Source organism: Mucilaginibacter sp. PAMB04274 (assembly GCF_039634385.2).
Classification (GTDB): domain Bacteria; phylum Bacteroidota; class Bacteroidia; order Sphingobacteriales; family Sphingobacteriaceae; genus Mucilaginibacter.
The window spans coordinates 5,514,200-5,528,104 of record NZ_CP155081.2 but is presented as its reverse complement, the minus strand read 5'-3'; the positions used below and the strand labels follow the sequence as shown (position 1 = coordinate 5,528,104).

General features: G+C 40.9%; 12 protein-coding genes and 1 tRNA gene. 8 read left to right on the top strand and 5 right to left on the bottom strand.

Going from position 1 to position 13,905, the window contains the following annotated elements; genetic code table 11:
• Nucleotides 1-8 precede the first annotated feature (8 nt).
• The 3 genes from ABDD95_RS23595 to rmuC are packed head-to-tail and all read left to right on the top strand — an operon-like array spanning nt 9 to nt 2,397.
• Nucleotides 9-641 carry a hypothetical protein gene (locus tag ABDD95_RS23595; protein WP_345949826.1) on the top strand — a complete coding sequence of 211 codons (633 nt, stop codon included), beginning with the start codon at nt 9-11 and terminating at the stop codon, nt 639-641.
• 46 nt (nt 642-687) lie between these two features.
• Nucleotides 688-939, top strand: a complete 252-nt coding sequence (locus tag ABDD95_RS23590) for a hypothetical protein (RefSeq protein ID WP_345949825.1) — start codon at nt 688-690, stop codon at nt 937-939.
• Nucleotides 940-990: 51 nt separating this feature from the next.
• Nucleotides 991-2,397 carry a DNA recombination protein RmuC gene (gene rmuC, locus ABDD95_RS23585; RefSeq protein ID WP_345949824.1) on the top strand — a complete coding sequence of 469 codons (1,407 nt, stop codon included), beginning with the start codon at nt 991-993 and terminating at the stop codon, nt 2,395-2,397.
• Between the two features lie 180 nt (nt 2,398-2,577).
• Here rmuC and thiL read toward each other — a convergent pair whose 3' ends face one another.
• On the bottom strand, nt 2,578-3,618 hold the full coding sequence (gene thiL / locus ABDD95_RS23580; RefSeq protein ID WP_345952124.1) for a thiamine-phosphate kinase: 1,041 nt from the start codon (nt 3,616-3,618) through the stop codon (nt 2,578-2,580).
• Between the two features lie 243 nt (nt 3,619-3,861).
• On the opposite strand from thiL, the gene ABDD95_RS23575 reads away from it, so the two are divergent.
• On the top strand, nt 3,862-5,385 hold the full coding sequence (locus ABDD95_RS23575; protein ID WP_345949823.1) for a DNA/RNA non-specific endonuclease: 1,524 nt from the start codon (nt 3,862-3,864) through the stop codon (nt 5,383-5,385).
• A gap of 282 nt (nt 5,386-5,667) precedes the next feature.
• A complete protein-coding gene (locus ABDD95_RS23570) occupies nt 5,668-6,009 on the top strand; it encodes a hypothetical protein (RefSeq protein WP_345949822.1) in 342 nt (113 codons plus the stop codon).
• 15 nt (nt 6,010-6,024) lie between these two features.
• Here ABDD95_RS23570 and nadA read toward each other — a convergent pair whose 3' ends face one another.
• Nucleotides 6,025-7,017, bottom strand: a complete 993-nt coding sequence (gene nadA / locus ABDD95_RS23565) for a quinolinate synthase NadA (protein ID WP_345949821.1) — start codon at nt 7,015-7,017, stop codon at nt 6,025-6,027.
• A 411-nt stretch (nt 7,018-7,428) separates the two neighbouring features.
• Here nadA and nadB point away from each other — a divergent pair, with 411 nt between their 5' ends.
• Nucleotides 7,429-9,021 carry an L-aspartate oxidase gene (gene nadB / locus ABDD95_RS23560; RefSeq protein WP_345949820.1) on the top strand — a complete coding sequence of 531 codons (1,593 nt, stop codon included), beginning with the start codon at nt 7,429-7,431 and terminating at the stop codon, nt 9,019-9,021.
• A gap of 11 nt (nt 9,022-9,032) precedes the next feature.
• On the top strand, nt 9,033-9,413 hold the full coding sequence (locus ABDD95_RS23555) for a DUF5071 domain-containing protein (RefSeq protein ID WP_345949819.1): 381 nt from the start codon (nt 9,033-9,035) through the stop codon (nt 9,411-9,413).
• 12 nt (nt 9,414-9,425) lie between these two features.
• Here the strand turns inward: ABDD95_RS23555 and ABDD95_RS23550 are convergent.
• Nucleotides 9,426-9,498: transfer RNA gene (locus ABDD95_RS23550), tRNA-Gly, on the bottom strand.
• Nucleotides 9,499-9,658: 160 nt separating this feature from the next.
• Here ABDD95_RS23550 and ABDD95_RS23545 point away from each other — a divergent pair.
• Nucleotides 9,659-10,171 (top strand): gamma carbonic anhydrase family protein, encoded by a 513-nt coding sequence (locus ABDD95_RS23545; RefSeq protein ID WP_345949818.1) that lies wholly within the window; start codon nt 9,659-9,661, stop codon nt 10,169-10,171.
• Here ABDD95_RS23545 and ABDD95_RS23540 read toward each other — a convergent pair.
• Together ABDD95_RS23540 and mnmG are read right to left on the bottom strand one after the other, a co-directional pair.
• Complete coding sequence (locus ABDD95_RS23540; protein ID WP_352432922.1) at nt 10,161-11,870, bottom strand: Ig-like domain-containing protein; 1,710 nt, start codon at nt 11,868-11,870, stop codon at nt 10,161-10,163. The two genes, ABDD95_RS23545 and ABDD95_RS23540, sit on opposite strands and share 11 nt — an antisense overlap.
• Nucleotides 11,871-11,994: 124 nt before the next feature.
• Nucleotides 11,995-13,857, bottom strand: coding sequence for a tRNA uridine-5-carboxymethylaminomethyl(34) synthesis enzyme MnmG (mnmG, locus tag ABDD95_RS23535; protein ID WP_345949816.1), 1,863 nt, complete (start codon nt 13,855-13,857; stop codon nt 11,995-11,997).
• Between the last annotated feature and the right edge of the window lie 48 nt (nt 13,858-13,905).

The following is a 13,905-nucleotide window of genomic DNA, read 5'->3' as shown; positions in this document are numbered from 1 at the left end:
TAAGTACTATGTTAAAAGCTGTTTTAATCATAGTACTTACTTTATTTTTTGCCTGTAATATTTACGCTCAAACCAACACTACCTCAATTAAAAGCAAAAGTCATAATAAACCAACCGGAGATTTTTGGATAGATTACTTTGCTATTAAACACAATCCATACAAAGATTCCATCGATGGAAAACCGGTTAAATTTTACCTTGACCATCCTAAGGTTGCTCCAATAGCTAAAAACTTTTATAAAGGTAAATACAGGCCTTCAGACAATGATTCAACGAGTTTGCTGCTGTCTTTGTGTTTAACCAATAATGCTGAAATCAGGCCCTTTTACCGTTGGTGCCTTAATGCCACAATTGAGATTGCTGATGGCGCCCTGAGTGAATATCCGGGTGAGCCGGCACTTAATTATGCAATAAAATATCCAAAAGAATTTTTCGGATATATGGATAAAGATAAATCCGGAATTCGATATAAAAATTGGGTACAAATAATAGCTTATAGCGGGCTTCCATCTTATAACAACATTACTTTTGCAAAAAAGTATATTGTAACCAGGCTAACCGCTAATTGTAGCAACTGTACTATTAGCTATAAGCATAAGATACAGAAACTTGCTACTGATGTTTCCAAAGCCTTAAATTAAATGAAACCCTTTTTTCGATAGCCTGTTTTAATTCTTAAATCATATTATGAAAAAGCTGGTTTATACTTTACTCTTTGGCACTTTTATATTAACAGCTTGCCAACAATCTACCAGTAAAACGGGCGGCGATGTAGCAGACTCAGGAATGGCTGGCAGCTCCGGCCCGGCCGATACCGGCATGAAGAGCGGTACGCCAATGGGTACAGCAACCGGTGGTTCTGACACCAGCACCACTGCCAGCAAAGATGGTGTAGCTAACCCTACTGTTGATACAACAGGCAAAACAAAACCACAGTAATATTAGCATTTATCGAAAATCCTTCTTTCATTTGCTAAATTTTTTATCAGGATGAGTGTAGGGATATTGGCTATTGCCGTAGTAATTTTATTGATTTCAGTTTACTTGCTTATCAGTAAATCAAAAAATGCTGCAGGCAATATTTCTGTAGCAGAATTTGAGCAGTTGAAAACCGAAAACGAGCAAATCAAACTCAAACTTGGCGTTACTGAAGAAAAGGTTAAAAGCGCTTATGCCGAAAAAGAAAGCATTACCCAACTCCTTAAGGAAGAGAACGGCAAATTAACAGATCAGTTGTTATTTGAGCGTCAGGAACTGGCGCAGGCCAACCAGGCGCTGGAAAGCACCCGCAGTTTTTATAAAGCGCAACAAGAAAAATTACAGGAACAGAAAGCGGAGATTGAGCAAATCCGCCAACACTTTCAGCGCGAATTTGAAAACGTAGCCGAAAAGTTATTGAAAGAAAAGTCGCGCGAGTTTTTGGACGTAAATAAAGCCAACCTCGATCATATCCTTAATCCTTTGAAAGAGAACATCAAAACTTTTGAAGAGAAAGTGGAGAAAGTTTACAATATGGAGGCGGCCGACCGTAACACGCTGAAAGGTGTAATTACGCAGCTAATGGAACTAAACAAGCAGATTAGCAGCGAGGCGCAAAACCTAACCAAAGCCTTAAAAGGTGATACTAAAAAGCAAGGTAACTGGGGAGAGTTTATACTGGAAAGGGTACTGGAACGCTCGGGCTTGGTTAAAGACCGCGAATACCGTTTACAGGCTAGTCACCAGGCGCAGGATGGCACCCGTTTTCAGCCAGATGTGATCATTGATTTGCCGGATAATAAGCACCTCGTTATCGACTCCAAGGTATCATTAATTGCATACGAGCGCCTGGTGAACTGCGAAACCGAAGAGGAGCGTAAGCTGCATGCCAAAGCACATGTAGAATCGTTACGTAACCACGTGCATGGCTTATCAGCCAAAAACTATCATGATCTGCAAAAAATCAATTCACCCGATTTTGTGCTGCTATTTGTGCCTATTGAATCGTCTTTTAGTTTTGCGGTGCAGCTGGATGCCGACCTGTTTAACGATGCCTGGGATAAGCGGGTAGTTATTGTAAGCCCGAGTACTCTTCTCGCAACTTTACGTACTATAGCCAGCATGTGGAAACAAGAACATCAAAACCGCAACGTAATGGAAATAGCCCGTCTGAGCGGCGATATGTACGACAAGTTTGTAGGCTTTTTAACCGATATGGATAGCATAGGCCGTAACCTAAAACAAAGCCAGGATGCCTTTGACAAAGCCATCAACAAACTGAGTGATGGCCGTGGCAATTTAACCATCACTGCAGAAAAAATTAAGAAATTAGGCGCTAAAGCTAATAAGCAGATAGACGGGAAATTTGTATCACTACTCACCGAGGGCGAAGATTCGGAAGAACAGAAGCGTAATTGATAGTGTAGAAACGCTGTATTCATTCCTATTTTATGGAGTAATAGCGTGGCAATCTCGTTACGCCAATGTAAATCGGTGTGCTCAACACTAGTGTTGATGAATGTACGAATACACTTACTTAGTGAAGATTGCACGTCGCTAGCACTCCTGCAATGATCTTATTTTTCAAATAATTACAAACTACTTCTTAAACGCATTCCAACCTTGCGCCTTTAACTCATGTACCTGGCCGCTTTTAGAAATCAAATTACAGCCCGCTGAAGCTTCGGTGATGTAGCCAATGATGCTGATGTCCACATCGTGCTTTATTTTGTCGTAGTCGGCTTGTTTAATGGTAAATAACAGCTCGTAATCTTCGCCGCCACTCAGGGCACATATAGTAGGATCGAGGTTAAACTCGCGGGCGGTTTCATACGTCATCGGGTCGATGGGTATTTTTTCCTCATATAGTTGGCAGCCTTTATTGCTTTGGGTACAAATGTGCAGTATCTCCGAAGCCAACCCGTCCGACACATCGATCATAGCAGTAGGTTTCACTTTTAGATCACCTAACAATTGTATAATATCCTGGCGAGCCTCTGGCTTCAACTGTCGCTCAATTATATAATCTTTACCTTCCAGATCGGGTTGTATCTGCGGATTTTCCAGGTAAACGAGCTTTTCGCGTTCTAATAACTGCAAACCAGTATATGCGCCGCCTAAATCGCCAGATACGCAAAGCAAGTCGCCTTCTTCGGCACCGTTACGGTATACTATATCTTCTTCATTAGCATAACCTAATACGGTGATGCTAATTACTAAACCTTGTTTTGATGACGTGGTATCGCCACCTATAATATCAACCTTATATTTATCACAAGCCAGGTAAATACCTTCGTAAAGCTCTTCAACAGCTTCTAAAGTATACTTGCTCGACATGCCTATAGATACTGTTACCTGGGTAGGCGTACCGTTCATGGCGCAAATATCGCTCAGGTTTACCTGTACCGATTTATAGCCCAAGTGCTTAAGCGGCGTATAAGCCAAGTCAAAATGAATACCTTCCAGCAGCATATCGGTTGATACCAACACTTTTTTACCAGCATAATCCAGCACGGCGGCATCATCTCCTACACCTTTCAGGGTGCTTTTATGGGTAAGCTTAATATTTTTAGTTAAATGATTGATCAGGCCAAATTCACCTAACTCATTAATATGGGTTCTATCAACATTATCAAACATATCCATGGCAGCGCAATTTAAAGGGTCAAAAATACAAAAGCAGTTTTAAACCGCCCGTAATATTTATACATCGGTTAAGTAATAAAGCCAATAACTAAAAAATTGATTTACAGCACTAAAATCGTAAACCAACATTTATTGTAATTTTATTAACCGATTGTTTGTGATTTTTTGATTACAATTCGTATTTATTAACACACAATTAATATCTAAACCGCAAATTTGTAAACACTCAATATTTATATGAAATTAAAACATTTACTCATTTATCTTTTCATCCCCTTAGCACTGGCCAGTTGTAAAAAGGATTTGGATGAAACCGAAAATCCCGAAACGGAAATACCCCAACCGCCAGTTGCACCAAAACCTTATAGCATTAATGAAAATTTTGAAAGTGGCATTAAAGCAGGCTATGATGTTGCCGATGTAACTATCAGCACCGGTTCTTGGAGCATGAATGGCGCTTTGCTAGGAAGTGATGCAGGCGACATTAGAAACGGCGGTAAGTCGGTACGTATACAAGGTACAAAAGACAATGCCAAGCGCAATGGTAACCTGGCTATGAATTTTGATGTAACGGGCTTAAAAAGCATTATCATCAAAAGCTCTTTCGCCAACTTTGCCGATAAACAATTTGTTACGGCTACCAACCCCGTTGCCTTAAAAGGCTCCTGGGAACTCCAATCTTCAAAAGACGGTGGTAAGACTTATACTAAAGTAGGCCAAACTATTACTGAAACTGACATTGTTTTAGTGGCCCATACTTTTCAAATCACCGATCCTGCTGCGCAACGCTTTATTATTGTGAATACATCAGACTATAACGGCAGTAACCGGGTGCGTTTAAGTATTGATGATATCACATTTGTTGGCGAGGGCGAATCAGGTATTACCATTGGCGGATCAGACACCCCTCCAGATGACGGGGGCGGCACATCAACCGGTACACCAACTACTCCAAGAGGAATAAATATTGGTACCGACGCGCCACCTGCAACCGGCGATAACAGCAACCTATTATTCGGCAATCCTTCAGCTGCCAATATGATATCAGCCGAAAATTATTTACTGGATATGGGTTATTATGTAGAATCGTACAGCAAATCAAGAGGTACGCCCAACTGGGTAAGCTGGCATTTGGATAACACCAATACTACTAATGCCACTGGCCGCCTGGATAATTTTGCGGGCTTTAAAGATTTACCTGCAGGTTACTACCAGGTACAAAGCACCAGCTACTCAGGCAGTGGTTTCGACAGGGGGCACAACTGTCCATCGGCCGACCGTACCAGCTCAACCTTCGCTAATTCGGCTACTTTCCTGATGACCAACATGATTCCGCAGGCACCACAAAATAATCAGCAAACCTGGAATAACTTGGAGAGCTATCTGCGCCTACAGGTTAATAACGGTAACGAGGTTTATGTAATTATGGGTAGCTATGGTATTGGCGGCGTAGGCAGCAAAAGTACTGCAACTGTAACCACAATTGACAATGGTAATGTAACTGTGCCCAGCAATGTTTGGAAAGTAGCCGTTATTATTCCGGCTGGCGACGGTGACTTGATCAGAGCTGGTAACACTAGCGGTATACGTGTGATTGCTGTAAATACACCTAATGTAAATACCATTAACAGCGACTGGACCAAGTATATCGTAAGCGTACGCGATATAGAAACAGCCGTAGGCAACGGTTTTAACTTATTGGGATCTTTACCACAATCGGTACAAGATGCTATTGAAGTAAAAAAAGACAGCGGCATATAAACTTCTAACAATCTTTTTTAACCCGGGCGGCAAACAGCTTCTCGGGTTTTATTTTAGGTATAAATCTTAATATCATATGAAAACTGTTCTCTTTTTGATAGGCCTTGCAAGTTTTTATATCAATACCGTGCTGGCACAAGCATCCAGAACGGTTAACAGTGTTGATTATGTAAAGCATAACCAGATATTTTAACACATGGTAGCCAAAAAATTAATATTGGTAAACTTACACCATCTAGAGTAGTCAAACTACTGGGAAAACCGCTGTCGATAAAAAAGGAAATGACGGAAACTGATGGCTTACTTGTTGTTTACAGATACGACGGTTGCGAAATTGATTTTGACAAGAGTTATTTAAATTCTGTTAGTATTACTAAAGATAAATGGGCGTTTTATATGATGCCGAATGAAAAAGCAGCACATGCTTTTCGGGTAAAAGAATCAATAAGCAGTTTAAAGCCTTTTTTTCCTAAATCATGGAAAAACCATCAACTTGAAGGATTAGCTTTAATGGTCAAAGATAACTCTGGCGAGATAGATCCTTACATTTGGATCACCTTTATGACTGATGAAAATCAATTATCTACGCTTTTAACAACTACTAAAAAAAAGCCGCTTAAGTAAGCGGCTTTTTTATGTTTATAATCCCAGCTGTGCCGAAATATCCAGCATGCGCTCTATAGGCTTAACCGCTTTTTCTATAATGTCGGCCGGTAAGGTAATCTCCGGCATTTCATTTTTAAGGCATAAATAAAGCTTCTCCAGGGTATTTCTTTTCATATGAGGACAATCATTGCAGGCGCAGGTATTGTTCGGTGGAGCGGGGATAAATACCTTATCCGGGTTATCTTTCTCCATCTGGTGAATGATACCTGCTTCGGTAGCTACAATAAACTCCTTTTCGGGACTGTTGGTTGCATATTTTAAGATACCGGTAGTAGATCCTATATAATCGGCCAGTTGCAGAATGTGTTCTTCACACTCAGGGTGAGCCAATATTTTAGCGTTGGGGTAGCGCTCTTTCAGCTTGGTGATCTTCTCGCGGCTAAATATCTCATGCACCATACAGGCACCGTTCCACAATACCAAATCACGCCCTGTTTTCTTAGCCACATAAGCGCCCAGGTTACGGTCGGGCCCAAAGATGATCTTTTGATCGGCAGGCAGGCTTTCCACAATCTGTACTGCGTTGCTTGATGTACAAACAATATCGCTCATGGCTTTCAATTCTGCCGTACAGTTCACATAAGTAATAACCAGGTGATCAGGATACGATTCCTTAAATTTTTTGAATAAATGCGGAGGGCAACTATCGGCCAGTGAACAACCCGCTTTTAAATCGGGTAGCAACACCTTTTTGGTAGGGGATAAGATCTTGGCGGTTTCGGCCATAAAGTGTACACCGGCAAACACAATAATGTCGGCATCGGTTTTGGCCGCCTGTTGCGATAGGCCCAGGCTGTCGCCAATATAATCGGCTATATCCTGTATCTCACCTTCCTGGTAGTAGTGCGCCAGTATAACGGCGTTCTTCTGTTGCTTTAATTTTTCAATCTCAGCATACAGGTCAAGCGTGGGGTCTATTTCCTCTTCAACAAATCCTTTTATATTGATCTCCTCTAAAACGTCCATTACTAACATTACAATAAAGACAAATAATTTAATTTATATATATAAACCTATTGTTATTAGTGTGTGAATTGTGTGAACAACTGGAGATAGATTTTATTGCTAAACAAACTTATTCCACTTGTTTCCACAGGTTATCCACATACTTTAAAACTTAAACTACTGATAAGCAGTTAGGTTGTTTTATTCACACCGATGTTGATAAACTAAAGTGTGAATTAATATCGGTTTTTACGGATGTGAATAGTCGTTGGTTATCTTCCCAAAACTACTGCAGCAAATGGGTATAACTTTAGTTATCCACAGGCTTTTTCACAAACCCAAAACTTATTAGCTTTTTACTTACGCAAAATTAACATCTTTTGATGGGGTTATACACACAAGTATTACTTTTACACATATTAGACACTATTTATGACAAGAAATGTGGATTTCCTGGTAATAGGTTCGGGCATTGCCGGATTAAGCTTTGCACTTAAAGCTGCTAAACATGGTAAGGTACTGATAGTTACCAAAGCGAGCGAGGACGAATCAAACACGAAATATGCACAAGGCGGTGTGGCCGTAGTTGTGGATAAAAAAGAGGATTCGTTTGAAAAGCATATCGAAGACACCTTGATAGCCGGCGATGGACTTTGCGACGAAGAGGTAGTACGTATTGTAGTAGAAGAAGGGCCCGAAAGGATAAAGGAGATTATAGATTACGGTACCAATTTCGATAAAACCAATGATGGTGTTTACGATCTGGCTAAAGAAGGCGGCCACTCTGAATACCGCGTACTCCATTATAAAGATATTACCGGCTTTGAAATGGAGCGCGCCTTATTAGCGCAAATTCACCAGAACCCAAATATCGAAATACTGACCCATCATTTTGCGGTAGACTTGATCACTCAACATCATTTGGGTGAGTTTGTGGATAAGTCTACCAAAGATATTACCTGTTATGGCGTTTACGCCTTTAATACCGAAACTAAAGAGGTGGAAACCATTCGGTCGAAAGTTACGGTAATGGCATCGGGCGGTGCAGGGCATATTTATGCTATTACCACCAACCCGGTTATTGCCACGGGTGATGGTGTGGCTATGGTTTACCGTGCTAAGGGTAAAGTTCGTAATATGGAGTTTATCCAATTTCATCCTACAGCTTTATATAACCCTGGTGAGTACCCATCCTTTTTAATTTCTGAAGCAGTGCGTGGTTTTGGCGGTATTTTAAAACGTACCAATGGCGAAGAATTTATGCAGGAGTATGATGAACGCAAATCATTAGCCCCACGTGATATTGTAGCCCGCGCTATAGACGCCGAGATTAAAAAATCGGGCGAGGATTACGTATACCTGGATGTACGCCATAAAAGCAAGGCAGATATTTTAAACCATTTTCCAAACATTTATGCCAAGTGTTTGGATATTGGGCTGGATATGACCAAAAATATGATTCCGGTATCGCCTGCCTGCCATTATATGTGTGGAGGTGTGTTGGTAGATCATATGGGCCGTTCATCCATACAGCAACTGTATGCTTGTGGCGAATGTTCATCAACCGGCTTACATGGCGCTAATAGGTTGGCATCCAATTCATTACTAGAAGCGTTGGTATTTGCCCACCGCATTTATGAGGATGCCATTAAAGGATTTGAAGGCTACCAGGTGCCTGATAACATCCCCGACTGGGATGAAAAAGGTGTACAGCTCTCCAACGAAGATATATTAGTTACCCATAACATTCGCGAAATGCAGAAACTAATGAATGATTATGTAGGTATTGTTCGTTCCGATTTTCGTTTAGAACGGGCCATGCGCCGTTTGAAGTTGCTGTATGAAGAAACTGAAGAATTTTACAAGCGCACCAAATTGTCGGTTAAGCTATGTGAATTGCGTAACTTAATACAAGTTTCTTATCTGGTCGTAAAATCGGCTACTGCACGTAAGGAGAGCAGGGGATTACATTATACTACCGATTATCCGCAACATGCTGAAGTTTTGGAGGATACGGTGTTTTAATTAGGTATACAATGGAATTTCAAAAATTAATACCAAAAGACAAATTTGATGATAGTGGAGTTGAAAAACTTAAAACGCTTTCATTTGAGGAGATCGAACCTATAATTCCAGATTTGTTAAAGTGGCTACAAGATATGAATTGGCCGGTTGCAAAGTGTATAGCTGATATATTAGAACCTTTTGCCGATAAGATTACTTCTCAAATTATTAGCATATTAAGATCAGATGATGGAATGTGGAAGTATTGGATATTAGGAAACTTGGTTAGGAATACAAATGATCCATCTATATTGATGGAATTAGAAAGAATTGCAAGACATCCATCAAAAGATGATATTGACTGTGAAGTTAATCTTGAAGCAGTTTCAATTTTGAATGGTGAGTATAAATAGAATAAAATTGTGAGCGGAAAACGGGATTCGAACCCACGGCCTTCAGTTTGGGAAACTGATGCTCTACCAGCTGAGCTATTTCCGCTTATGGAGCTAATATATAAAACATAATTTATCCCACCTTGTCATTTCCGAGTGATAGCGATAAATTTTTTCGAAGCGAAATGTACGAATTCGAAAGTATCGCTCACTGTCATTCAGGACGACTAATAGGGGTGTAAAGAAAATAAGTCCGAAATAAAAATATGGCGCTCATTCTACCTGTAAAAGATAAAAATCCTGTTTGGGGCGATAACTGTTTTATAGCCGATAACTGTACCATTGTAGGCGATGTAACCATGGGAAACGATTGCTCGGTGTGGTTCAATGCCGTCATCAGGGGTGATGTGAACAGCATTACCATAGGGCACCATACTAATATACAAGACGGCGTTTGCGTGCATGCCACTTACTTAAAGGCATCTACCACTATTGGCAATTACGTATCGATAGGGCACAATGCTATTGTACATGGCTGTAAATTAGAGGATTACGTGCTTATAGGTATGGGTGCCATAGTAATGGACGATGCTGTTGTACAATCAAACGTCATCATAGCAGCCGGTGCCGTAGTGCTTGAAAGAACTATATGCGAATCGGGATACCTGTACGCAGGTACCCCGGCTAAAAAGATTAAACCGCTAACCGACGATCAATTGGCCTTACTGCAAAAACTGCCGTACAATTATAACTTGTACGCCAGCTGGTTTACGGTTTAACCGGAGGTGTGGTAGACGGGGTAGGTGCAGCTGTGGCTGGGGTAGGAGGAGCGGCACGCGTCGCATCTTCTTCTTTGGGTATCACCAATGGCTCTTCCATTTCCCAGTTAGGGCGTAAGGTTAATTCTTTATCATTATACCAGCTTTTTTCTGGGTAAGACTTAGTTCTCACATTTCCAGGGTCGGCCTTACGGTTCTTATTGGTATCGTAAGTCACCTTGACTTGATACTTGCCTGTGAAAAAGTTTTTATAAACTATAGAGGCATTTTTTGTAACAAAGTCCGTTTGCAATACCGTCTTTTTACTATCCATCACCTCTACAATATAAGCCTTACTGGTATCGGGTACGGTTACTTTTAAAGTTAAGGTACCATAGTTTTCGGGCTTATCAATCATAAAGCGCTTGGTGGTTTCCTTGTTTTTGGTACCATAAATGTCGGTTAAAGCTTCATCACTAAACACCAATTCATAACGCGCGGCTTGCCGCCAGCGGTGCTTGATAATTAAGTTCCGCGGGTTTGTAGTACTTTTCTGTATGTTTAGAGGACTTACCGGAACGGAATCTTCCAGTAACTTAATTCTACTGATATCAAATGTCTCAATAGGCAAGTTAGCAATCATCGACAAATCTGCTCCCGGGCGCAACTTGTTATCTACATTGATATTGTATTGTAAGCTTACGGTTCTTTTAAAGCTTTCTGACCGGCCTTTTCTTAATACTACCGTGTCTAAAAACTTACCCTTATCGGCAATGGCAACACTTACCGTATCAAAGTTCATGTTACGTAAAAAGATTAAAGCTGTATCTCGTGTTCTGCTAAAGTCTACTATTTTTTGCTCATCAATAGCAGATTGATCGATAATCTTGATGGAAGGCTGCTCTAAGGGTTTGTTAAAAACCATGTTTATTTTGCCATCCGGGTCAAAGCGCCGTGAGCTTATTCTGAACTTTTCGGGAACTTGTTTAAACAGATCCAATTCTATACCACTTACATTTGCCATGAGGGTAACAGGATCTTTTTGGAAAGCTATTAACTCATTATCGGCATTGTATATCTTATCAGGCGATACTTCTTTTAAAGCATATATAGTGTATGTCCCTTCATGAAGATTGTTCAAAGCAAAATTACCAGCCGAGTCTGTGGAGGTATAATAGGCGGGTTTCTTTTTACCAAACAAGGCCGAATCTTGTGCAGCCGGAAAAATCATTACAGTAGCTTCTTTTTCAGCTTGGGCAGTAGTAGTGTTATAAACCCTGCCGCTTATACTCAATGAGTCTATCTGGTCGCCGGTTGAAAAAACATACGAAAAGTTTTTTAATACATTGGATTCATTTACGTCGGCTAGCGCTTTACCAAAATTAAAAACGTAAGTGGTATTTTTTTGAAGAGAGTCATTAAGTTTAATTAATAACGTTTGACCTTTGGTTACATATTCCGGCTGTTTCTCAAAAGCTGGGCTAACACTTATCTCGCTGTAGGGACTTGTAAGCTTAAAGTATTCATCAAACTCTAGTTTTATTTCTTTGGCATTAAAACGACGGGTCTTGTTAGCAGGGGTAGCTTTTAAAAGTTTGGGTGGGGTGCGGTCTCGGGGTCCGCCTTGCGGTCTTTGCATACTGGCGCAACCCCATAAGGTTAAAACGAGAAAAGTAGTAAAAGCAGATGCTGAAAATTTTGACCTTAAGTTTAAAAGCATTTTTAAGCGTTATAAGCGATTCTTTAGTTTTTTGGAACTAGGATATTAAAATTTAAAAATAATGGCTCTAATATTAGGTATTAAAGCCATTTTTTCGGTCGAAACCGCAAATTTCTTAGTTTTGCTACCTTGATATGTGAACCATGAGGACTGAGATATCTGAAGGAGACACACCCGAGATGCGGGAAGCCTGACCTAAAGTACGCGGTTTGATGCGCATCAGCTTTTCGCGTGCTTCTTTAGACAGGGATACTAATTGCTGGTAATTAAATTCCGGATTAATTTCTTTGTCTTCCATTTTGCGCATGCGTTCTACAATTTCCAGTTCCTTATCAAAATAACTCTCGTATTTAATTTTTATTTCAGCCTGCTCAATGGTTTCTTTATCATAAGCTGAAAGTAATGCATCTAATGATGCGTCTGCTTTTCTCAAAGCATTAAAGCTCACTTGTGGTCGGCCTAATAATGAGATCAGCTTAACATTCTGGTTGAGCGGCGCAGTGCTTAATTCTTCAAGCAATGGATTTAACACCGTAGCCTCAACCGATTTATTGCGCGTGTATTTGACAATGTCATCAGAATTCTTTACTTTTTGCTTAACCTTATCTAATCTTTCATCGTTAATGAGACCTAGGTCGTGCCCAATAGGAGAGAGTCGTATATCTGCATTATCCTGACGTAACAATAAACGGTGCTCTGCCCTGGAGGTGAACATACGGTATGGTTCTTCTGTTCCCTTAGTAACTAAGTCATCAATTAATACACCAATATAAGATTCAGAACGCTTCATGATAAGCTCATGCAAATCATGCACTTTTTGATGAGCATTAATACCCGCAATTAAGCCCTGTGAGGCAGCCTCTTCATAACCGGTAGTGCCATTAATTTGACCGGCTAGGAATAGGTTGGCTATCTTCTTTGTTTCTAAAGTCAGGTTTAATTGGGTAGGTGGGAAATAATCATACTCAATTGCATAACCTGGCCGGAACATCTTTGCATTTTCAAATCCGGGGATTTGTGTTAGTGCACGGTACTGTACATCTTCGGGCAATGAAGTAGAGAACCCATTTACATAAATTTCTACGGTGTTAAATCCCTCTGGTTCTACAAATATCTGGTGCCTTTCGCGCTCTGCAAACCGGTTAATCTTATCTTCTATGGATGGGCAGTAACGCGGTCCCAAACCTTTAATGCGACCCGTGAACATTGGCGATTTTTCGAAGCCTTCTTTTAAGGTTTCATGTACGTTTGCATTGGTATAGGTAATCCAACAGCAACGCTTTTCAGTAGGGCGCTCCACATCGGTAAATGAAAAGCGGCCAGGGTCTTCATCGCCCCATTGCTCTTCCATTACACTGTAGTTCAAACTACGGCCGTCTATCCGGGGCGGAGTGCCGGTCTTCATACGGCCGGCCTCAAAGCCCAACTCTACCAACTGTTCGGTTAGGCCAGTGGCAGATTTTTCGCCGGTGCGGCCACCACCAAAGCGCTTCTCGCCTATGTGTATTATACCATTTAAAAAGGTGCCATTAGTAAGTACCACAGCGCTGCATTCAATCTCAACACCCAAAGATGTTTTAATACCGCATACGGTATCGCCTTTAACTAGGAGAGAAGTTACAGTGTCTTGCCAAATATCAAGGTTTGGTATGCTTTCTAATGCTAAGCGCCATTCCTCTGCAAAACGCATACGGTCGTTTTGTGCGCGGGGGCTCCACATAGCAGGACCTTTCGACAGATTAAGCATACGGAATTGAATGGTAGTTTTGTCAGCTATAATTCCTGAATAACCACCTAATGCATCTACCTCCCGAACTATTTGCCCTTTAGCCACACCACCCATAGCCGGATTACAGCTCATTTGTGCTATCGTGCCCATATTCATGGTAATGAGCAGTACCGACGAACCCATGTTTGCTGCTGCCGCTGCCGCTTCACAGCCAGCGTGGCCAGCACCAGCAACTATTACATCATACTTTTTAAACATCTAAACCTCCAATGTTCCACGTGGAACAACTACAAAATTACCGCTAAA

What these genes read in the sequence shown, in the direction of transcription:
- ABDD95_RS23595 (WP_345949826.1), top strand. Translation starts at nt 9, where the DNA reads ATGTTAAAAGCTGTTTTAATCATAGTACTTACTTTATTTTTTGCCTGT.
- ABDD95_RS23590 (WP_345949825.1), top strand. Translation starts at nt 688, where the DNA reads ATGAAAAAGCTGGTTTATACTTTACTCTTTGGCACTTTTATATTAACA.
- rmuC (WP_345949824.1), top strand. Translation starts at nt 991, where the DNA reads ATGAGTGTAGGGATATTGGCTATTGCCGTAGTAATTTTATTGATTTCA.
- thiL (WP_345952124.1), bottom strand. Translation starts at nt 3,618, where the DNA reads ATGTTTGATAATGTTGATAGAACCCATATTAATGAGTTAGGTGAATTT.
- ABDD95_RS23575 (WP_345949823.1), top strand. Translation starts at nt 3,862, where the DNA reads ATGAAATTAAAACATTTACTCATTTATCTTTTCATCCCCTTAGCACTG.
- ABDD95_RS23570 (WP_345949822.1), top strand. Translation starts at nt 5,668, where the DNA reads ATGACGGAAACTGATGGCTTACTTGTTGTTTACAGATACGACGGTTGC.
- nadA (WP_345949821.1), bottom strand. Translation starts at nt 7,017, where the DNA reads ATGGACGTTTTAGAGGAGATCAATATAAAAGGATTTGTTGAAGAGGAA.
- nadB (WP_345949820.1), top strand. Translation starts at nt 7,429, where the DNA reads ATGACAAGAAATGTGGATTTCCTGGTAATAGGTTCGGGCATTGCCGGA.
- ABDD95_RS23555 (WP_345949819.1), top strand. Translation starts at nt 9,033, where the DNA reads ATGGAATTTCAAAAATTAATACCAAAAGACAAATTTGATGATAGTGGA.
- ABDD95_RS23545 (WP_345949818.1), top strand. Translation starts at nt 9,659, where the DNA reads ATGGCGCTCATTCTACCTGTAAAAGATAAAAATCCTGTTTGGGGCGAT.
- ABDD95_RS23540 (WP_352432922.1), bottom strand. Translation starts at nt 11,870, where the DNA reads ATGCTTTTAAACTTAAGGTCAAAATTTTCAGCATCTGCTTTTACTACT.
- mnmG (WP_345949816.1), bottom strand. Translation starts at nt 13,857, where the DNA reads ATGTTTAAAAAGTATGATGTAATAGTTGCTGGTGCTGGCCACGCTGGC.